The following is a 20529-nucleotide window of genomic DNA, read 5'->3' on the forward strand; positions in this document are numbered from 1 at the left end:
TTGCCTCATGGCCACCAAGACTCCCGCTTCCGATCCGGCGCCGCGCCGTCGCGGCCGTCCCCGCAAGGAGGACGTCGCTGCCCAGTTGGGCACCACGGTGAGCGAGCTGCCGGACGGTCCGACCGACGCCGACGGCCTCACCCCCAGGCAGCGCCGGATGCTGGAGGCGATCCGCGATGCCATCGCCGAACGCGGCTACCCGCCAAGCATCCGCGAGATCGCCGACGCCGCCGGACTGGCCTCGTCCTCCTCGGTCGCCCACCAGCTGAAGGTGCTGGAGACCAAGGGCTACCTGCGCCGCGACCCGCACCGGCCGCGGGCCATGGAGGTGCGGCTGCCCGGCTCACTGTCGCCGGTACGTCCCGCGGTGGACGCCGGTACCGACCAGACCGGTGTCGACGACTTCGCAGCCCCCACTGTCCACGTGCCGATCCTGGGTCAGATCGCCGCCGGCGGGCCGATCCTGGCCGAGGAGGCGGTCTCCGATGTCTTCGCCCTGCCAAAGCAGTTGGTCGGCGAGGGCACCCTCTTCCTGCTGGAGGTCAGGGGCGACTCGATGGTCGATGCCGCGATCTGCGACGGGGACTACGTCGTGGTCCGGCAACAGCCGACCGCCGACAACGGCGACATCGTGGCCGCGCTGCTGGGTGACGAGGCCACGGTGAAGACCTTCAAGCGCACTCCGGGGCAGATCTGGCTGCTCCCGCACAACCCCGCCTACCAGCCGATCGACGGCAACCAGGCCAGCATTCTCGGCAAGGTGGTCGCCGTCCTGCGGCGGGTGTAATGGGCTTTCAGTAGCGGATGTAGACGACCTGCGACTGCAGGTACTCGTACAGTCCATGTTTGCCGTCGGCACCGCCGACCCCCGACTTCCGCCAGCCGGCGTGGAAGCCCTGGATCCCCTCGAAGTGCTCGCGGTTGACGTAGGTCTCGCCGAAGTTCAGGTCTTTGACCGCCTGCATCACGGTGTTGATAGTGGTGGTGAACACCGAGGAGGTCAGGCCGTACTCGACGCCGTTGGCGTCGGCGATCACCTGGTCGTAGTCGCTCCAGCGCAGCACTGGCAGCACCGGCCCGAACACCTCTTGCTGGACGATCTCGGAGTCCTGCGCGGCACCGGTGATCAGGGTCGGCTGGTAGAAGTAGCCGGTTCCGACATCCGCCTGCTTTCCGCCGGTGAGCACCTCGGCGCCGGCGTCCACTGCGCGGGTCACCATCTGGCTGATCTTCTCCAACTGGGCGGCATCGATCTGCGAGCTGTAGACCGGTGCCGGGTCGGCGAACGGGTCGCCGTAGGCCGACGCCTCGAAGGAGGCCTTCAGCTTGCCGACGAACTCGTCGTAGATCGCGTCGTGGACGTACACCCGCTCGCAGCAATTGCAGACCTGGCCGGAGTAGATCAGCCGGGAATCGGTGACCCCCTTGACGGCCAGGTCGATGTCGGCGTCCGGGAAGATGATCGCCGGCGCCTTGCCGCCCAGTTCCAGGGAGGTCTTCATCACCTTGTCGACGGCATTGCGCATGATCTCCTGCCCGGCCTCCACCGAGCCGGTCAGCGACACCATGTCGACGTCCGGGTGGCGGACCAGTGCGGTGCCCAGGGTGGCTCCACCGCCGGAGACGAAGTTCAGCACGCCCGGCGGCAGGTCGAGGCCGGCCACCAGGCGGGCGAACTCGAAGGTGGTCGCCGGGGTGTTGCTGGACGGCTTGAGCACGATCGAACAGCCGGTCAGCAGCGCCGGAGCGACCTTGCGGGCCATCACGAAGAACGGGAAGTTCCACGGGCAGATGCCCGCCACCACGCCGATCGGCTTCTGGAACAGGAGGATGTTCTCCCGCGGATCGTCGGAGTTGATGATCTCGCCCTCGTAGATCCTGGCCCAGCCGGCGTAGTAGTCGAAGTATTCGGCGGTGACGTCGATCTCGACCTGGGCCAGCGGCAGGATCTTCGCCTGCTCGCTGGCCAGGACCCGGGCCAGTCGTTCCCGGTTCTCCCGGATCAACGCGGCGAACTTCTTCAGGTAGGCCGCCCGGCTCGCCGGAGCCTGCTTCGCCCAGGCCGCCTGGGACGCCTTGGCGGCCTCGACTGCGCGGTCGGCGTCGGTCTCATCGCCTCTGGGGGCGCGGGCGATCACCTGCGTCGTGTAGGGATTCTCGATCTCGATCCACTCGCTGGAGTGCGAATCGACCAAGGCGCCGTTGATGAACTGCTGGTAGGTCTCCACTTCCAGGTCACCCCTTCCTGAGCGACGGCACGGCGGTGTGCCAGTTCTCGTCCTAGCACAGCCGCCGGCCGGTCGCGGGTGAACCGGAAAACTCCCTGGTTCAGCTGATGATCGCCGCCAATTGGGGGACGATCCCGGCGACCGCGATCGGGATGCTCAGCGGGCTGGCGGCGCTGAAGGCCTGGCTCAACTCCTGCTCGGCGTCCAGGTAGATGGCGCGGTTCTCCTTCACCACCGTCAGCGAGGCGATCAGCGGATCCGCCTTCAGCTCGTCGAGGGAGTAGCCGATCGGGAACAGGATCGCCACGTCGGCGTCGAACACGCTGATCTTCTCGGCCGGCACCGGGGCGAAGAAGCCCGAGGTTTCCAGGGCGAGCACCGGCGGGTTCTGGACGAAGCCGAGCGCTTCGATCAGGTCCCAGCGGGCATCGCCGGCGATGTAGGCGCCATAGGCGTCACCGAACTTGGTGCCGGTGACGGCGGTCTTCCCGGCGAAGCCGGGATTGGCCTGTTTGGCTGCTGCCAGCTGCTGCCCGATCGCGGCGACCAGGGCGTCGCCCTCGGTCGTCTTGCCGAGCGCCTGGGCGACCTGCCGGGTCTGGGCATCCCACGTGGTGGCGAAGGCGCCGGTCCCGGGCGGGGCGGAGATGGTCGGAGCGATCGTGGACAGGCGCTGGTACTGCGCCTCGTCGCCCGCCGACCGGGTGTTCAGGATCAGGTCGGGGTCGAGCGAGGCGATCGTCTCGTAGTCGAGGTCGTCGCCCACGTTCTGGATCACGGTGGGCGTGGCGTCACCGAACAGCGAGGTCGCCCAGGGCCCGACACCCTTGTTGTCCGCGCCGAAACCCTGCCAGTCATAGACCGCCACTGGCTTCGCGCCGAGGGCGAGCGCCACCTCGGCGTCCGACCAGCCCAGGGCGATCACCGTCAGGTCGCCGTCGGCAGGCTGCGGCACCTCGACGGTGCCGAACAGGGTCTCGACGCTGGCCAAGGTGCCGCCGGGGCCGGCGGTGGCCGAGCTGGCCGGCGCCGCCGAGGGCGAGCCCGACGGTTCAGCGGTGGGCGTAGCCGCGCAGCCGGCGAGCAGCAGCGAGCCGAGAGTGGTTGCGGCCAGGGCCGCGACGATCCGTTTCATGGAGTTCCTCCGATGGTTGTGGGGATGGGGGTCTGGGGTTGGGCAGGTGCCCGCGGGACGATCAGGGGACCGCCGGTCTCGGGGTCGGGGACGATCCGAGCCTGGACGCCGAAGACCTCGTGCAGCAGTTCGGCGGTCACCACTGCCGAGGGTGTTCCCTGGGCGATGATCCGTCCCTGCTTCAGAGCAACCAGGTGGGTGGCGTAACGCGCGGCCTGGTTGAGGTCGTGCAGGACGGCCACCAGAGTCCGCCCCTCGCGGTGGAGTTCGGTGCACAGGTCGAGGACGTCGATCTGGTGGGAGATGTCGAGGTAGGTGGTCGGCTCGTCCAGCAGCAACAGCGGCGTCTGCTGGGCCAGCGCCATGGCGATCCACACCCGCTGGCGCTGGCCGCCGGACAGCTCGTCGACCACCCGGGTGGACAGTTCAGTCAGCCGGGTGCGCTCCAGCGCCTCCCGGACGGCCGCCTCGTCCTGTTCGCCCCAGCGTCTCAGCACCGACTGGTGGGGATGCCGGCCGCGGGAGACCAGGTCGACCACGGTGATCCCCTCGGGCGCGATCGAACTCTGCGGAAGCAGCCCGATGGTGCGGGCCAGTTGCTTGGTCCGGCTGGTGGCGATGTCCGCACCGTCCAGCAGCACCGCACCGGAGGTCGGCCTGATCAGCCGGGCCAGGGAGCGCAGCAGGGTGGACTTGCCGCAGCCGTTGGGGCCGATGATGACGGTGAACGAGCCGTCCGGGATCGCCAGGTCGAGATCCTCGATGATCGTCCGTTCCCCGTAGCCGGAGTTCAGGGCCGCGGCCTGCAGCCGCGCCTGCCGAGGGTCGGTCACTGCAGGGCCTTCCTTCCGAAACCGGCGAGCAGCCACACCAGGTAGCCACCGCCCAGACAGAGCGTCACGACCCCCACCGGGAGTTGTGCGGGCGCGATGATGGTGCGCGCGATCAGGTCGCCGACCACCAGCAGCAGCGCCCCGAAGGCCGCCGACGGCAACACCCGCACCCCGGGTGTGCGGGTTGCCCGCAGCGCCAGTTGCGGAGCGGCCAGCGCGACGAAGGCGATCGGACCGGCCGCCGCGGTGACCAGGGCGACCAGGGCGATCCCGGCGAGCAGCAGGGTGGCCCGGACCGGTTCGGCCGGTACTCCCAGGCCGCGACCGGTGTCGTCGCCGAGTTCGAGGGCACGCAGGTCGGCACCCAGCCAGAGCACCACCGGCAGGACGAGCAGCAACCCGATCGCCAGTGGCCAGACCTGCAGCCAGCCGATGTCGTTGAGCGAGCCCGCACCCCAACTGGCGGCAGAGATCGCCTGCTCGAGCTTCATAGTGGTCAGCACCCAGGTGTTGAACGCGCCCAGGAAGAGACTGACACCGATCCCGACCACGATCACCCGGGAACCGGTCACCCCACGCCGGTAGGCCAGCCCGTAGACCGCCACCCCGGTGAGCAGTCCGCCGGCCAGCGCCCCCACGGACGTCGCCAGCGCGGAGTTCAACCCGGCCAGCGCCACCAGCAGGGCGCCGGTGTACGCGCCGGTGCTGAACCCGACGATGTCCGGGCTGCCGAGCGGGTTGCGGGTGATCGCCTGGAAGACTGCGCCGCCGACGGCGAGCGCGGCGCCGCCGAGCAGCGCGAACACCACCCGGGACAGCCGCCACTCCACGACGATCCGGGTGGTCGCCGGATCCGCGGTGCCACGCAGCGCGGCCATCACCTGGTCGAGCCCGAGGCCGGAACTGCCGACCGCCAGGGCGCCGAAGCCGACCGCCAGTGCGACCAGTGCCACGGCCAGCGTCCAGACCGTGGCGCGGACGTCGAGCAGCCCGCTCAGCGAACCGATCCGGACCGGGCGCAGCTGACCCGGCCAGCTGGGCGCTCCGGCCAGGGGCGGGGTGCTCACAGTGACCTTCCCGGCACCCGCCGGGTGAGCAGGATCAACACCGGGGCACCGACGAAGGCGGTCACCACACCCGCTGGCAACTCGGCGGCCGCTGCCAGCCGTCCAATCATGTCGGCGACCAGCAACAGGATCGGGGCGACGATCAGGCTCAGCGGGACGATCCAGCGCTGGTCGGGGCCGACCAGCGCCCGCAGCGCGTGCGGCACCATCAAGCCGATGAAGGCGATCGGACCCGCCGCGGCTGTCGCGGCGCCACACAACAGCGTGATGGCCGCCACCCCCGCGAGTTTGGTGAGCGCCGGACGTGAGCCCAGCGCCACCGCGGTGTCGTCGCCGAGGGCGAGGGCGTTGAGCGCCCGCGGCAGCAGCAGGGCGATCACCGTCCCGGCGGCGATGAACGGCAGCACCGCCCACAGGGTGTCGAACTGGCGGCCCTGCAGCGACCCCGCGCTCCAGTACCGGATCCGGTCGAAGACCTCCGGACGGGTCAAGGTGACGGCGAAGCTGATCCCGGTCAGCACCGCACCCAGCGCCGTCCCGGTGAGCACGAGCTTCGTGGCGGTGCCGCCAGCCGGACCGACCGTCCCGATGCCGTACACCACCAAGGCGGCCAGCAGCGCACCGGCCAGGGCGATCACCACATGCGTGACCGACAATGAGGGCCCGAGCACCGCAGCCGCGAAGACCACGGCGGTGTAGGCCCCGGCATTGACCCCCAGGATGCCGGGGTCGGCAAGCGGGTTGCGGGTGATCGCCTGGATGATCGCGCCAGACAGGCCCAGCGCGGCACCGACCACCACCGCCAGCAGGGTGCGCGGCACCCGGTACTGCCGCACGATCAGGTCGGTGGAGCTTCCGGAGTCCTGTCCGAGTGCCTGCCAGACCGCCGCCACCGGGAGGTCGCCGGAGCCGACGAACAAACTGGCCAGCACCACCAGGGCGAGCAGGCCGAGTCCGACCGCCACCACCGCCACCCGTCGGCGCGCCAGCACGTCCACCGGCGCCGGAGCCACCGGTCGCGGCATCGTGAGCGTCACGGGAGTCTCCTGCCAGGGTCCGGGTCCGCCGGACGGGTTATTTTGGTAAGGCTAACCTAACCTATTTGTGCCGCGGCTGGGCGGCGTCCGCGCACCGGATCCTCCGGCCGCAACCGTGGCGGCGCGGTGGTCCCTCAGCCAGCCCGCGACTCCCCCAGCCGCCGCAGCGCTGCGACCGCTGTCTCCCGGTCGGTCGTGGTCCAGAAGTCCGGCATCGAGGCCCGCAGAAAGCTGCCGTAGCGGGCAGTCACCAGGCGTGGGTCGAGGACCGCCACCACGCCTCGGTCGGTGAGGGTACGAATCAGCCGGCCCGACCCCTGGGCCAGCAGCAGGGCGGCCTGGGTGGCGGCCACCGCCATGAAGCCGTTGCCGCCGGCTTCGGCCACGGCCCGCTGTCTGGCCTGCATCAGCGGGTCGTCGGGACGGGGGAACGGGATCTTGTCGATCACCACCAGCTCACAGGTGTCGCCGGGCACGTCGATCCCCTGCCACAGCGACAGGGTGCCGAACAGCGATGCCTCCGGCTCGGTCACGAACTGCCGGGTCAGTTCGCTGAGCTGACGGTCGCCCTGGCACAGGATGGTCACCCCGGGTACCTCGGCGCGGCAGTACCGGGCGGCAGCCTCTGCCGACCGCTGCGAGGCGAACAGGCCCAGGGTGCGACCGCCTGCTGCCCACACCAGCTCGGCGATCTCCTGCAGGGTCTGTGGCCCGATCCCGTCGCGCTGCGGCGGCGGCAGTTGACGGGCGATGTAGAGGATGCCCTGGCCGCGGTGGTCGAAGGGCGAGCCGACGTCCACCCCGCGCCAGCCCAGCGCGGTCCGGCCCTGTCCGGGCTCACCCTGCTCCTGGTCCAGCCCCAGGCTGCGTGCAACCGGCAGGAAGTCGCCGCCGAGTTTGAGGGTTGCGGAGGTGAGCACCCCGGGAACCTCGCCGAGGATCTGCTCCCGGATCAGCCCGGCGACGCTCAGCGGTGCGGAGTAGGCCTGCTTGCCGAAGCGTTCCCGCTCCCCCACCCAGACCACGTCATGGTCGCCCAGCCCGGCCAACTGCTCGGCGACGTCGAAGACCTCCTTGGCGGCCGCCGCCGCCTGGACGGCATCGGGGTCCTCGGCCCCGGCCATCCCCGACACCGCCGCCCGGGCGGCATCCCGCACCACCCGGAACGCGGCCACGATCTCAGCCTCCGGGTCCTCGATCCGGCCCGGGTCGGTGCCGTCCAGAGCCTCCTGCAGGGTGTCGGCCGCGTCCAGGAAGGCCGCCCCCACCTCGTCGGTCAGCCACACCAGACAGCGCCTTGCCACGCGCTCGACCCCCTGCGGGCTCAGCTCGTGGGAGGCAGCGCCGGTCACCCGGGCCACCAGCTCATGTGCCTCATCGACGATCACCAGATCGTGCTCGGGCAGTACGGTGTGGCCGTGCATGGCGTCGATCGCCAGCAGGGCATGGTTGGTCACCACCAGCTGGCTGGCGCGGGCCCGGGCACGAGACTTCTCCACCAGGCACTCGGCACCGAACGGGCATGCGGTCACCCCCAGGCACTCGCGCACCGGGACGGAGACCTGCGCCCAGGCCGCGGGCGTGTGGCTGGGCGCGTCGTCCCGGTCGGCGAGGCCGCCGCCGGCGGCCTGGAGTTCGGCCCACTCCCGCAGCGCCACCACCTGGGCACCGAGCACGCTGGTGGCGTCGGCGCCTGCGGCGACCACCGCCTCGGCGAGTTCGGCACCGCCCAGCAGGGTGCCCTGCGCGTCCGGGCCGGCCCCCTGGCGCACCCGGTGCAGGCAGGCGTAGTTGCTGCGCCCCTTCAGCACCGCGTGGGAGATCTGGCGACCGGTGACCTGCTGACAGGCCTCCACTGCCGCCGGGATGTCCTTGGTGGCCAACTGCGCCTGCAGTGCCAGGGTCGCGGTGGCGATCATCACCCGGGCCTGCGGGTCCTCCGCCAGGTGCGCCAACGCCGGCGCGAGATAGCCGAGCGACTTGCCGGTGCCGGTACCGGCCTGGACGAGCAGGTGCTCGCCGGTGGCGATGGTCTGGGCCACCTCGCGCACCATCTGCTGCTGGCCCGCGCGCGCCCTCCCGCCGATCCGCTCCACCGCCGTGGCCAGCACCGCGTCGGCGACCTGCTCGCTCAGCTCGCCTCCTGCGGCAGTGCATAGCGTGACAGCTCGCCGGCGAGGTCGGCGTTGACCAGAGCGACCACGAGGGTGCCGTTGCCGGTGTGCTCGGTGGTCAGGAACTCCCCCGACTGGTGGATCCGGTTGATCAGGTCGCCGCGGTCGTAGGGCACCAACGCCCGCACCTCGACCCCGGGACGGGGCAGCCGTGCCTCAACCCGGGCGCGCAGCTCGTCCAGCCCCTCGCCGGTGCGGGCGGAGACGAAGACCGCATCCGGGTAGGCGCCCCGCAGCGCCAGCAGCGCGTCAGGTTCGGCCTGGTCGATCTTGTTCACCACCAGTTGCTCGGCCACCGCGGCTGCGCCGATGCCGCTCAGCACCTCATGGACGGCCTTGATCTGGCCGAACGGGTCGGCGTCCGAGCCGTCCACCACGTGCAGCAACAGGTCGGCCTCCACCGACTCCTCCAGGGTGGAGCGGAAGGCCTCGACCAGATCGTGCGGCAGGTGCCGGATGAACCCGACGGTGTCGGTGAGCGTGTACTGCCGGCCGTCGCCGGTCTGCGCCCGCCGGGTGGTCGGGTCGAGGGTGGCGAACAGGGCGTCCTCGACCAGCACCCCGGCACCGGTGAGGCGGTTGAGCAGGGAGGACTTCCCGGCATTGGTGTAGCCGACGATCGCCACGCTCGGCACCTGGTTGCGCCGCCGTCCCGACCGCTTGGTCTCCCGGACGGCATCCAGGTCGCGCAGCCGCCGCCGCAAAGTGGCGATCCGGGTCCGGATCCGGCGGCGGTCGACCTCGATCTTGGTCTCGCCGGGGCCGCGGCCACCGATACCGGCGCCGCCCGCCGCCCGTCCGCCGACCTGCCGAGAGAGATTGCCGCCCCAGCCTCGCAGCCGCTGCCGAAGGTACTGCAGCTGGGCAAGCTCGACCTGGGTCTTGCCCTCGACGCTCTTGGCATGAGCCGCGAAGATGTCGAGGATCAACGCGGTCCGGTCGACCACCTTGACCCCCACCCGGTCTTCCAGGTTGCGCAGCTGGGCGGGCTCGAGTTCGCCGTCACAGATCACCGTGTCGGCGCCGGTGGCCACCACCACCTGGCGCAGCTCCTCTACCTTGCCGCGGCCGATGAACGTGGCCGGGTCGGGCGAGGAGCGCTTCTGCACCAGACCTTCGAGCACCTGGGAGCCGGCGGTCTCGGCGAGCAGTTTGAGCTCGGCGAGAGAGTTGTCGGCGTCCACCTCGCTACCGTTGGCCCAGACGCTGACCAGCACCACCCGCTCCAGCTGTAGTTCGCGGTACTCGACCTCGGTGATGTCGGTGAGCTGGGTGGACATGCCGGCCACCCGGCGCAGCGAGTGCCGCTCCTCCAGGTCGAGCTGCTCGCCGTCGACGTCGAGTTCGATGTCTGTTGGCCGGGTCATCAGCCGATCACCTCCAGGTCGATCACGCCGCGGGCGACCAGCACGGCCGGGCCGGTCAGCACCGCCTCACCGTCCGGCTGGACGTGCACCGCCAGATCGCCGCCCGGGGTGGTGACCCGTACCGGGTCGCCGCCGGGGACGGCGCCGCCGACACTCACCGCCACCGCTACGACGCCGGTTCCGCAGGCCCAGGTCTCTCCCGAGCCGCGTTCGTGCACCCGCATCCGGACATGGCCGGGTTCGAGCAGTGCGACGAACTCGACGTTGACGCCGTGGGGAAAACGGCCGTCAGGCACTCCTGGCGCGGCACAGAGATCCAGCGCATCCAGCTCGGCCTGATCGGCCACCACCGACACCACGTGGGGATTGCCGACGTCGGCAGGGATCCCCGGCCAGCACCGGTCGCCGATGGTCACCTCGGGACGGTCGGGATCGATCCGGACCGCGCCCATGGTGACCGCGATCCGGCCGTCCGGCAGGAAGGTTCCGGTACGCTCGCCGGCGCGCGTCCCCACCGTCACCCGCTCGTCGTGCACCAGGCCCTCGGACGCCAGGTAGCGCAGGAAGACCCGCAGCCCATTGCCGCACATCTCCGCCAGCGAACCGTCGGCATTGCGGTAGTCCATGAACCACTGCCCGTCGGCGTCCCGGACGGCGCGCAGCACGCCGTCGGCGCCGATCCCGGCCCGGCGGTCACAGATCGCGGCGACCTCCGCATCGCTCAGTTCAACCCTGTTTTCGGGGTCGGTGAACAGCACGAAGTCGTTGCGGGCGCCATGGCCCTTCACGAACGGCAGTTCACGCATCACATCTCCCCGGTTGTCTGCTCGAGCCTACCCTTCAGCTCTGCCACGCACGTTGCCGGCCCCTTTGCCTGTCGTGATTCTGCTGGTCGAGTTCGCAGACGTGCCGATTCCGGCGGAACGCGACCGTCGAGACGCAGGATTGCGACATGGTGCGCTTGCGGGTGTTGGCCGGTGGGATCTGCGCCCGGTGGCGCGCGGTTACGACGGATCCAGCGCCAGCCGGAAGGCGTCCCGGATCCGCTCCGCTGCCTCACCGGCCGGCAGCCAGGTGATCCGCGGGTCGCGCCGGAACCAGCCCCGTTGCTTGCGGGCGAACCGCCGGGTACCGGAGACGGTGGCCTGCCGTGCCTCGTCCTCGGTGCAGCTACCGTCGAGGTACTCGAGGATCTGCCGGTAGCCCAACGCCCGCGACGCCGTCTTCCCCCGCCTCAGCCCGCACGGAATGAGCCCTCGCACCTCGTCGACGAAACCCTGCTGCCACATCCGGTCCACCCGCTGCTCAATCCGGGCGTCCATCGTCGTCCGATCGAGTTCCAGCCCGAACTGCAGCACGTCCTCGATGGCGTAGACCGCCTGTGGCAGAACCGGGGAGAACGAACCGGTCAGCTCGATCACCTCCAGCGCCCGTACGATCCGGCGGCCGTTGCCGGGCAGGATACCGGCCGCCGCCTGCGGCGCCAGCTCGGCCAGCCGGGCGTGCAGCACCGCCGGCCCGAGCTCGGCCAGGTCGGCCTCCAGCCGTCCACGCACCGCCGGGTCGGTGCCGGGGAACTCGAACTCGTCCAGGATCGCCCGCATGTAGAGCGCCGAACCACCGGCCACGATCGGGACGACGCCGCGGTTGCGACAATCGGCGATCGCGGCCCGGGCCAACCGCTGGAAGGCCGCAACGCTGGCCGTCTGGGTGACCTCCAGAATGTCGATCAGGTGGTGGGGTACGCCACCGCGCTCGGCGAGGGTCGGTTTGGCGGTGCCGATGTCCATCCCGCGGTAGACCAGCATCGAGTCAGCGTTCACGACCTCCGCCGGTACGCCATCTGCTCCCAAGTGCTGCGCGACCTCGACCGCCGCCGCGGTCTTGCCGCTGGCGGTCACACCGTTGACGACCAGGACGGGGAGCACTCCGCCATTGTGCCGCTCGTGCCGTAGCGCCGCCCAACCGGAGGCCCGGCGGCCATCGTGTCCCACTTCGGCCCTGAAGTCTCGACGACTCCTGTGAACTCACCGCCCGGGGTCTTGGCAGCACCCCCGACATGGGGTACAAAGGTGGAGCAGCCGCGGAAGGTCTACGGCGCTTGGACGAAAGGAGGTCGCATGGATTTCGTTGAGCAGATCAAGGGAGCCGTTGCTGGCCACGAGGACGAGATCGCCAAGGGCATCGACGCTGTCGGTGACGCGGTGGATCAAGCGACCAACAGCCAGTTTGCGGCCCAGGTCGACCAGGCGCAGGATTTCCTGAAGGACCAGGTGGAGAACCTGGCCGGAGGAGACAAGTAGGCCGGTCGACGGTCTGACTACGACGAACCCAGGGGGTCGGCCGCCAGGCCGGCCCCCTGGCTCATGTCCGGGCCAGTTCAGCGCAGGGCCAGTTCAGCGCAGGGCCAGCTCAGCGCAAGGCCGGCTCACCGTCCGGCCGCTCAGGCCGAGCGCGTGGGCATGCCCAGCCCGACCAGCGGACGTCCGGCAGCGTCGCTCGGCTTTTCCTGCCTGGCCTGCCACGCGTCCCCGCCGCGACTGCGGCGCAGGCTCAGCAGCCCACCGTCGGCGTTCAGGTGGTGTGGGGCGGCATAGCTGACCTCCACCTCGGCGAAGTCGCCCGGGCGCGGCCGCGCCGCCGGTTCATCCGGAACGGCCACGTGCACCAGCCGGTTGTCGCGCGCCCTTCCGGACATCCGTGCGGTGGCGGCGTCCTTGCGTCCCTCGCCGTCGGCGAACATCACCTCGACCCGCTGGCCGACCTGGTGGCGGTTCTCCTGCCAAGCGACCTCACCGACCAGGTCGACCAGCCGCTCGTAGCGCTCCTGCACCACCTCGTGGGGCACCTGGTCGGGCATGGTGGCCGCCGGCGTGCCGGGCCGGATCGAGTACTGGAAGGTGAAAGCCGCGGAGAACCGGGAGGCAGCCACCACGTCGAGGGTGGCCTGAAAGTCGTCCTCGGTCTCGCCGGGAAAACCGACGATGATGTCGGTGGTGATCGCCGCGTGCGGCATCGCGGAGCGCACCCGGTCGAGAATGCCGAGGAATTTCTGGCTGCGGTAGGAGCGCCGCATCGCCTTCAGCACCGCGTCCGAACCCGACTGCAGTGGCATGTGCAGCGACGGCATGACGTTCGGGGTCTCGGCCATGGCGGCGATCACGTCATCGGTGAATGCCGCCGGGTGCGGCGAGGTGAACCGGACCCGCTCCAGGCCCTCGACATCGCCGCAGGCCCGCAGCAGCTTGGCGAACGCACCCCGGTCGCCGAACTCGACGCCGTAGCTGTTCACGTTCTGCCCCAGCAGGGTGATCTCCTGGACGCCTTCGGCCACCAGCGCCCGGATCTCCGCCAGGATGTCACCCGGCCGCCGGTCGGTCTCCTTGCCGCGCAGCGCTGGCACGATGCAGAAGGTGCAGGTGTTGTTGCAGCCCACACTGATCGACACCCAGGCTGCGTAGGCCGAGTCACGCCGGGTCGGCAGCGTGGACGGGAAGCGCTCCAGCGCTTCCACGATCTCGACCTGCGACTGCTCCAGCACCCGCGACCGCTCCAGCAACACCGGCAGCGAGCCGAGGTTGTGGGTTCCGAAGACGACGTCGACCCAGGGTGCTCGCTGCACCACGATGGTGCGGTCCTTCTGCGCCATGCAGCCACCGACCGCGATCTGCATCCCGGGACGCGACGCCTTTACCGGAGCGAGGTGTCCGAGGTTGCCGTAGAGCCGGTTGTCGGCGTTCTCCCGCACCGCGCAGGTGTTGAACACCACCACATCGGCCTGTTCGTCCTGCGCGGCCGGTAGGTAACCGGCATCCTCCAGGACGCCCGCGATCCGTTCGGAGTCATGCACGTTCATCTGGCACCCGTAGGTCACCACCTGGTAGGTGCGGGAGGCGGTCTGGGTTACTGCGCTAGCCACGGGGTCAAATCTTACCGTGCCAGCGCCACCGCCCGGGACTCGCGCACCACCGTCACCTTGATGCTGCCCGGGTAGGTCAACTCGCCCTGCACCTCGCGGGCGATCTCCCGGGCAATCGCGTGGGACTCGGCGTCGCTGACCCGGTCGGGCGCCACCATCACCCGCACCTCGCGGCCGGCCTGCATGGCGAACACCTTGTCCACCCCGGCATGGGCACGCGCGATCTCCTCCAGCCGCTGCAGCCGCTTGACGTAGATCTCCAGGCTCTCCCGCCGGGCGCCTGGACGGCTTCCGCTGATCGCGTCGGCGGCTTGGGTAAGCACCGCCTCCGCGGTGCGTGGCTCGATCTCGTTGTGGTGGGCGGCAATCGCGTGGACGATGTCCGGGTGTTCGCCGTGCCGGCGGGCCAGGTCGGCCCCGACGGCAGCGTGGGAGCCCTCCACCTCGTGGGTGAGGGCCTTGCCGATGTCGTGCAGGAAGGCCGCCCGGCGGCAGACCGCAACATCCATCCCGAGTTCTGCGGCCATCAGCGCGGCGATGTGCCCGCACTCGATCAGGTGCGCCAGGACGTTCTGCCCGTACGAGGTGCGATACTTCAGCGCTCCGATGTACTGCAACAGGCCCGGGTCGAGATCGGTGATCCCCATCTCCAGCACCGCGTCCTCGGCGGCTCGCAGGCAGAGTTCCTCAATGTTGCGCTGACTGCGCTCGTACACCTCCTCGATGCGGGCGGGGTGGATTCGTCCGTCCTCGACCAACTCGGTGAGGGTCAGGCGTGCGATCTCGCGGCGAACCGGATCGAAACAGGACAGCAGCACGCTCTCCGGGGTGTCGTCGATCATCACGTTCACCCCGGTCACCTGCTCGAAGGCGCGAATGTTGCGGCCCTCACGGCCGATGATCCGGCCCTTCATCTCATCGCTGGGCAGCGGCACGGACGCCACCACCGACTCGGTGGTCTGCTCGGCTGCCAGGCGCTGGATCGCGCCGACGATGATCTGGCGCGCCCGGGCCTCACCGGTGCGCTTGGCCTCCGTCTCCAGTTCGCGGGCCAACTGGGCTGCCTGCAGGCGACTGTCCCTCTCCACCCTGGCCAGCAGTTCGGTGCGTGCCTGGTCGGCGGTGATTCCGGCGAGCGTCTCCAGCCGCTCCTGATGGGCCGCCTCGGCCGCAGCGAGCGCTGCCGCGCGCTCGTCCACCAGGAGTTGTTGGCGCTGCAGGTCCACGCGGGCCGAGGCCAACTCGGCTTCCTGGCTGGCCAGCCCTGTCTCCCGGTCCCGGAGCAGCCGGTCACGTTCCTGCAGCGACACGTCCGGTTCGCTGTCGTCCGCTGGTGCGACCGGTTTCTTCGGGTGCCGCTGTTTGGCCGGACGCTCCGGCCGCGGTTCACGTGGTTCCTTCGTCCTGCCGGGCCGCAACTCGGGCAGGGCCAGCGGGCTTCGGCTGCGCTCCTCCTCCACCGCTCGTCGCGCGGCCTGTTGAACAGTGCGCTGCTGGGCACGGAGATTCACCAGGAAGACGACTGCCATCACCAGGCTCGCCGCTCCCAGGACCGCGATCACAATGACCAACACCTGCATCGTGTCCATGGGTTCTCCTTGCGCCGGGGTGAGCGCAGCCGGGGCACCACGCGGCGAGGGACGCACCGGTGTCATGAGACGCCTCAACATCCCGCCTGGCGGACGGGATGACAGTGGGGTTCAGGCCCCGGAAAACACGTCAATCGCTCAGTGGCGCTCCGAAGATGCACCTAGCGGCAGGCTAGGCCGCCGCAGCGGCTTCTGCAAGACAACCCTCAGTCGGTGAATTCGTCGGGCTCCTCCTGCAGAACCTCCTTGACCACCGCCAAGACCACATCGGTACCGAATCCCCGGCGCGCCAGGGCTCCGGACAGCCGCCGGAACCGGGTCTGGCGATCCAGGCCGGTCATCGTCTGCGCCTTCCGGCGGGCGAAGCCGAGCGCAGCCTCCCATTCCTCGTCACCACTGCGTTCGGCCAGCACCTCGGTGATCAACTCCCGGTCGATTCCCTTGGTTGCCAGTTCGCGCGCCAGCACACGCCGACCACGGACCCGCCGGGTGCCGGAGTCGACCCAGGCTCTGGCGAACGCCGCATCATCGATCAGCCCGACGTCGGTGAACCGCTCCAGTACCTCGGTTGCAGCCTCGTCCGGCACTCCCTTGCGGGCCATGGCGGCCTGGAGTTCGGCATGACTGCGCGGCCGGACCGTGAGCAGGCGTAACGCGATCTCGCGGGCGACCTCAACCGGGTCGGCAGCGGGCTCGTCAGGCTGCACCTGCTCGTCGGTCATCGGCTCAGAAGGAGACCTCACCGGTCACCGGGTCGATTCCCTCGGGCACCTTTTCGGTGCCGATTCCGAGCTGGGTCAGGATGCGATGCTGCAACTCGTCGGCGATCTCGGGGTTGTTCTTCAGGTAGGTGCGAGCATTCTCCTTGCCCTGGCCGAGCTGTTCGCCCTCGTAGGTGAACCAGGCTCCCGCCTTGCGGATGATGCCGCAGTCGACGCCGAGATCGATCAGGCCGCCCTCCCGGCTGATCCCCTGGCCGTACAGGATGTCGAACTCGGCCTGCTTGAAGGGTGGCGCGACCTTGTTCTTCACCACCTTGACCCGGGTGCGGTTGCCGACCATCTCCGAGCCGTCTTTCAGAGTCTCGATCCGGCGGACGTCGAGCCGCACCGAGGAATAGAACTTCAGCGCCCGGCCGCCGGTGGTGGTCTCCGGGGAACCGAACATCACACCGATCTTCTCGCGGAGCTGGTTGATGAAGATCGCGGTGGTGTTGGCACCCGACAGCGCACCGGTCATCTTCCGCAGTGCCTGGCTCATCAGGCGGGCCTGCAGACCGACATGATTGTCGCCCATCTCACCCTCGATCTCGGCGCGCGGGGTGAGCGCGGCCACCGAGTCGATCACGATCAGCGCGAGCGCCCCTGAGCGGACCAGAGTGTCGGCGATCTCCAGCGCCTGCTCGCCGTTGTCGGGCTGGCTCACCAGCAGTTGATCGGTGTCGACGCCGAGCTTGCCGGCATACTCCGGGTCGAGCGCATGCTCGGCGTCAATGAACGCGCAGATGCCGCCGGCCGCCTGGGCGTTGGCGATCACGTGCAGGGCGACGGTGGTCTTGCCGCTGGACTCCGGGCCGTAGACCTCCACCACCCGGCCGCGCGGCAGGCCACCGATGCCGAGCGCGACATCGAGCGCGATCGACCCGGTGGGAATCACCTCGATCGGCTGCCTGCTGTCCTCGCCCAGGCGCATCACCGAGCCGCGGCCATGTTGTTTCTCGATCTGGGCAAGCGCTGCCTCAAGGGCTTTCTCGCGATCTGCAACCGCCATCGCACTGTCCTTTCCTCGTCGGCCGCGCCGACCTCTGCTTTTCGACGTCTGCCACCCTAGGCACCACCACTGACAGTGGTTCAGGCGACGCGCAGGACTGTGGAAAACCACGTGTCCTGCCGACGATGTCCACAGCCTAGGCGAACACCTGTTCGAAATCACGCGACACGCGGGGACGAGGATACGGAAGCGCGCTCCTCAGCGTTCGTGCTCGGGCACCTCAAGGCTCAGGCAGGCGGCCAGCCAGATCTGCTTCACCGGCAGGGCTGCCGCCAGCGCCTCGGTCACCGTCCGTCCACCCAGCGAGGCGTGTACCACGGAATCGGCCCAGACCGGGGTGTAGGCCGGTCCGAGCAACTGCCGCAACCTGGACCAGAGTTCGGTCTCACGCATCAGGCCGCAGCGACCCGCTCGGTGCGCACCGGCAGTTGGGTGACCACGGCCTGGGCGTCGATCCGGTCGCTCACCCGCCGCAGCAGCACGGACAGCGGCACGTCAAGGGCACCGCAGATCGAGTTCAGCAACTCGCTGGAGGCCTCTTTCTGGCCACGTTCGATCTCGGAGAGGTAGCCGAGGCTCACCCGCGCCTGGGAGGACACCTCGCGGAGGGTCAGTTTCTCCGAGGTCCGCAGTTCGCGCAGGACTTCACCAAGCGCCTCGCGCATCAGCGCCGGGCGCCCTGGGATCGACATGACCATGGATGAACTCTACCTGTCGCTCGGGGAGACTCCGCTGAGTGACACAACACCACGCCGGAGGATCCTGTTCCCGGGTCAGCCCTCGGCGCCGAGTTCGCCGAGCAACAGGCTGAGCGCCGCGTCCACCGTCGCCTCCCGGACGGCGGCACGGTCGCCCTGGAAGCCACCCCGCCGGGTACTGGTCCGTCCCGGTCCGCTCACCGCCAGCCAGACCGTGCCGGGCGGGTTGCCCTCCTGGCGGGCAGGTCCTGCCACCCCGGTCACCGCCACCGCCCAGTCGGCCCCGGTGCGACGCCGGACGCCGTCCGCCATCGCCCGGGCGGTCTCCTCCGCCACCGCGCCGTGGGCTGCCAGCACCGGCTCCGGGACGTCGGACAGCACCGCCTTCATCCCGGTCGCGTAGCCGATCACACCGCCCAGATAGACGTCCGACGCGCCCGGCACGCCGGTCAGGGACGCCCCGATCAGACCGCCGGTGAGCGATTCGGAGGTCGCCAGCGTCAGCCCGCGGGCACTGAAGGCGGCCACCACCCGCACCGCCAGCGGATCGGGTTCAAGACTGCGAGTCATCGCCCGTCGCCGCCAGGGCCTTGGCCCGCAGCCGCCACGCATCCACCACGTACTGCACACCGGTCACCAGGGTCATCACGAATGCCGCAGCCATCACCACCCAGGCCGGCCAGAACCACCACGGGGCCGGCTGTTGGGTGAGCTGGATCGGGTAGGCCAGGAACATCACCAGCGCGATCGACTGCAGCACGGTCTTCAGTTTGCCGCCGGGGGCTGCCGCCATCACCTCGTACTTCAGCATCCGCACCCGCATCCAGGTGATCCCCCACTCCCGGGCCAGGATCAGGATCGTGATCCACCAGGGCAGCTCGCCAAGGACGCTCAGGCCGATGAAGGCCGCACCGGTCAGCGCCTTATCGGCGATCGGGTCCCAGATCTTGCCGAAATCACTGACCAGGTTGTACTTGCGGGCCAGCCGGCCGTCGAACAAATCGGTCAGGATCGCCACCAGGAAGGTCGCCGAGGCGGCCAGCCGCCAGGGCAGGCTGGTTGGCGCGACGAACAGCACCACGACGAAGACTGGGACCAGAATCAGTCGCAGGATGGTCAAGGAGTTGGGCAGCCAGGCCGGGATTCCGGCAGTCGGGGTCGGCGAAGTGGCGGCCATCACAACTCCGCCTCCGCGATGAGGTCCATCCCGTCCACAGCGACGACCCTACCCCAGACCAGCTGCCCGGGTCGGCCATCGACCAGCCCCGAGACCGTGGTGGTGGTGTCGGCTTCCGGGCCCTGGTGGGCAGCCCGCCCGGTCCACTCCCGGCGTTCGCCCGGCTCCTCCAGCAACACCCTGACCCGTTCACCCAGCCGATCCTCCGCCCGCTGCCGGGTGATCTCGTCGACCAGCGCGGCGAGGTGCTCGACCCGATCGGCGATCTCGGCAGCTGGCAGCTTGCCGTCCAACCTGGCGCCCTCGGTGCCCTCCTCGTCGGAGTAGCCGAAGACCCCGACGGCGTCCAGCCGGGCCTGCACCAGGAAATCGGTGAGGATCTCGATGTCCTCCTCGGTCTCGCCGGGGAAGCCGACGATGACATTCGAGCGGACACCGGCCAGCGGCTCCCGCGTCCGGATGCTGCCCAGTAGTCCGAGGAAGGATGCCGCATCGCCGAACCGGCGCATCCGGCGCAGCACTGTGGCAGAGGCGTGCTGGAAGGGCAGGTCGAAGTAGGGCACTACCTTGTCCAGGCCGCAGATCGCCTCGATCAGCGACGGCCGCAGCTCGGCCGGCTGCAGGTAGCTGACCCGCACCCAGTCCAGCCCGTCGACGGCGTTGAGCGCTTCGAGCAGGGACTCCAGCCCGCCAGCACCGACCAGATCCTTGCCGTAGGAGGAGGAGTTCTCCGAGACCAGCATGACCTCGCGGACGCCCTGGCCGACCAGCCAGCCGGCCTCGGCGACGACCTCGTCGACCGGACGGGAGAGATAGGAGCCCCGGAAGCTCGGGATGGCGCAGAAGGCGCACCGCCGGTCGCAGCCCGAGGCGATCTTCAGCGGCGCGGTGGGGCTGCCGTCCAATCGGCGGCGCAGCACCGGCGGGCCGCTGGCCGGCGCGAGCCCGGCGGGCAGGTCGGCGTGGCCGGGCACCGACAGTCCGCGGGCGGCCGCGGGCCGGGCAACCGGGGTCAGCGGCAGCAGGGTCCGCCGGTCGCGCGGGGCGTGCGCAGGCCGGGTCTCGCCGGCCAGGATGCCACGCAGCCGCACGGAGATGTCGGCGTAGTCGTCGAAACCGAGGACGGCGTCGGCCTCGGGTAGTTCACGGGCCAGTTCGGCGCCGTAACGCTCGGCAAGGCAGCCCACCGCCACCACCGACCGCACTGTCCCCTCGTCCTTCAGGTCTGCTGCGGCCAGCAGGGTGTCGATGGAGTCCTTCTTCGCCGCGTCGATGAACCCGCAGGTGTTGACCACCACCACCTCGGCATCGGACGGGTCGTCCACCAACGAGAATCCGCCGACGGCGAGTCGGCCGGCCAGCTCCTCGGAGTCGACCTCATTGCGGGCGCAGCCCAGCGACACGATGTGCACGGCCGGGAGCTGCGAAGTCATGGGCATGGAGCCTACCGAAACAGGCTGTGAGCCGCTGCGCGGCGGCGCGCCCGGACCGTCACCGCGCGTCGCGCGCAGAAACCGGGTGTTCCAGCCCACTCG

At 70.0% G+C, this 20529-nt stretch carries 20 protein-coding genes; 2 read left to right on the plus strand and 18 right to left on the minus strand.

The features are described 5' to 3' along the window. Positions 1–7: 7 nt before the first annotated feature. Positions 8–787: a transcriptional repressor LexA gene (lexA, locus tag VB080_RS04530; RefSeq protein ID WP_323417239.1), complete on the plus strand. Its 780-nt coding sequence runs from the start codon at positions 8–10 to the stop codon at positions 785–787. A 7-nt stretch (positions 788–794) separates the two neighbouring features. Here the strand turns inward: lexA and aldA are convergent, their stop codons facing one another. The 9 genes from aldA to miaA all read right to left on the minus strand — a co-directional run bounded on the left by aldA (position 795) and on the right by miaA (position 11769). Beyond that, the gene (aldA, locus tag VB080_RS04535) at positions 795–2228 is read right to left on the minus strand and encodes an aldehyde dehydrogenase (RefSeq protein WP_323417240.1); all 1434 of its coding nucleotides are present in this window, start codon (positions 2226–2228) and stop codon (positions 795–797) included. Between the two features lie 100 nt (positions 2229–2328). Next, on the minus strand, positions 2329–3363 hold the full coding sequence (locus VB080_RS04540) for an ABC transporter substrate-binding protein (protein ID WP_323417241.1): 1035 nt from the start codon (positions 3361–3363) through the stop codon (positions 2329–2331). Further along, positions 3360–4196, minus strand: a complete 837-nt coding sequence (locus VB080_RS04545; RefSeq protein WP_323417242.1) for an ABC transporter ATP-binding protein — start codon at positions 4194–4196, stop codon at positions 3360–3362. Before VB080_RS04545 ends, VB080_RS04540 begins: the two co-directional genes overlap by 4 nt. Beyond that, positions 4193–5263, minus strand: coding sequence for a FecCD family ABC transporter permease (locus VB080_RS04550; RefSeq protein ID WP_323417243.1), 1071 nt, complete (start codon positions 5261–5263; stop codon positions 4193–4195). The genes VB080_RS04545 and VB080_RS04550 overlap by 4 nt, the downstream gene beginning before the upstream one ends. Then, positions 5260–6300 carry an iron chelate uptake ABC transporter family permease subunit gene (locus tag VB080_RS04555; RefSeq protein WP_323417244.1) on the minus strand — a complete coding sequence of 347 codons (1041 nt, stop codon included), beginning with the start codon at positions 6298–6300 and terminating at the stop codon, positions 5260–5262. Before VB080_RS04555 ends, VB080_RS04550 begins: the two co-directional genes overlap by 4 nt. 134 nt (positions 6301–6434) lie before the next feature. Then, the gene (locus VB080_RS04560) at positions 6435–8411 is read right to left on the minus strand and encodes an ATP-dependent DNA helicase (protein ID WP_416339601.1); all 1977 of its coding nucleotides are present in this window, start codon (positions 8409–8411) and stop codon (positions 6435–6437) included. Between the two features lie 20 nt (positions 8412–8431). After that, positions 8432–9841 (minus strand): GTPase HflX, encoded by a 1410-nt coding sequence (gene hflX, locus VB080_RS04565; protein ID WP_323417245.1) that lies wholly within the window; start codon positions 9839–9841, stop codon positions 8432–8434. Continuing rightward, positions 9841–10647: a diaminopimelate epimerase gene (gene dapF, locus VB080_RS04570; protein WP_323417246.1), complete on the minus strand. Its 807-nt coding sequence runs from the start codon at positions 10645–10647 to the stop codon at positions 9841–9843. The genes hflX and dapF overlap by 1 nt, the downstream gene beginning before the upstream one ends. Before the next feature lie 198 nt (positions 10648–10845). Further along, complete coding sequence (miaA, locus tag VB080_RS04575) at positions 10846–11769, minus strand: tRNA (adenosine(37)-N6)-dimethylallyltransferase MiaA (protein ID WP_323417247.1); 924 nt, start codon at positions 11767–11769, stop codon at positions 10846–10848. A 192-nt stretch (positions 11770–11961) separates the two neighbouring features. Between miaA and VB080_RS04580 the strand changes: the two genes are divergently transcribed. Further along, entirely contained in the window at positions 11962–12144 is a 183-nt protein-coding gene (locus VB080_RS04580) for an antitoxin (protein ID WP_323417248.1), read from the plus strand. A 140-nt stretch (positions 12145–12284) separates the two neighbouring features. Here the strand turns inward: VB080_RS04580 and miaB are convergent, their stop codons facing one another. The 9 genes from miaB to rimO form a co-directional block, all read right to left on the minus strand. Continuing rightward, positions 12285–13760, minus strand: a complete 1476-nt coding sequence (gene miaB, locus VB080_RS04585; protein WP_323417249.1) for a tRNA (N6-isopentenyl adenosine(37)-C2)-methylthiotransferase MiaB — start codon at positions 13758–13760, stop codon at positions 12285–12287. Positions 13761–13771: 11 nt separating this feature from the next. Next, positions 13772–15349: a ribonuclease Y gene (gene rny, locus VB080_RS04590; RefSeq protein ID WP_323417250.1), complete on the minus strand. Its 1578-nt coding sequence runs from the start codon at positions 15347–15349 to the stop codon at positions 13772–13774. Between the two features lie 206 nt (positions 15350–15555). Further along, entirely contained in the window at positions 15556–16071 is a 516-nt protein-coding gene (locus tag VB080_RS04595; protein WP_323417251.1) for a regulatory protein RecX, read from the minus strand. Between the two features lie 4 nt (positions 16072–16075). Then, the gene (gene recA, locus VB080_RS04600) at positions 16076–17119 is read right to left on the minus strand and encodes a recombinase RecA (RefSeq protein ID WP_323417252.1); all 1044 of its coding nucleotides are present in this window, start codon (positions 17117–17119) and stop codon (positions 16076–16078) included. Positions 17120–17317: 198 nt separating this feature from the next. Next, positions 17318–17512 carry a DUF3046 domain-containing protein gene (locus VB080_RS04605; protein ID WP_323417253.1) on the minus strand — a complete coding sequence of 65 codons (195 nt, stop codon included), beginning with the start codon at positions 17510–17512 and terminating at the stop codon, positions 17318–17320. Continuing rightward, entirely contained in the window at positions 17512–17811 is a 300-nt protein-coding gene (locus VB080_RS04610) for a helix-turn-helix transcriptional regulator (RefSeq protein ID WP_323417254.1), read from the minus strand. Before VB080_RS04610 ends, VB080_RS04605 begins: the two co-directional genes overlap by 1 nt. 81 nt (positions 17812–17892) lie before the next feature. Further along, on the minus strand, positions 17893–18387 hold the full coding sequence (locus VB080_RS04615) for a CinA family protein (protein ID WP_323417255.1): 495 nt from the start codon (positions 18385–18387) through the stop codon (positions 17893–17895). Next, positions 18371–18994: a CDP-diacylglycerol--glycerol-3-phosphate 3-phosphatidyltransferase gene (pgsA, locus tag VB080_RS04620; protein ID WP_323417256.1), complete on the minus strand. Its 624-nt coding sequence runs from the start codon at positions 18992–18994 to the stop codon at positions 18371–18373. Before pgsA ends, VB080_RS04615 begins: the two co-directional genes overlap by 17 nt. Next, complete coding sequence (gene rimO / locus VB080_RS04625; protein WP_416339602.1) at positions 18994–20433, minus strand: 30S ribosomal protein S12 methylthiotransferase RimO; 1440 nt, start codon at positions 20431–20433, stop codon at positions 18994–18996. The genes pgsA and rimO overlap by 1 nt, the downstream gene beginning before the upstream one ends. Between the last annotated feature and the right edge of the window lie 96 nt (positions 20434–20529).

Source organism: Propionicimonas sp. (assembly GCF_034927565.1).
Classification (GTDB): domain Bacteria; phylum Actinomycetota; class Actinomycetes; order Propionibacteriales; family Propionibacteriaceae; genus Propionicimonas.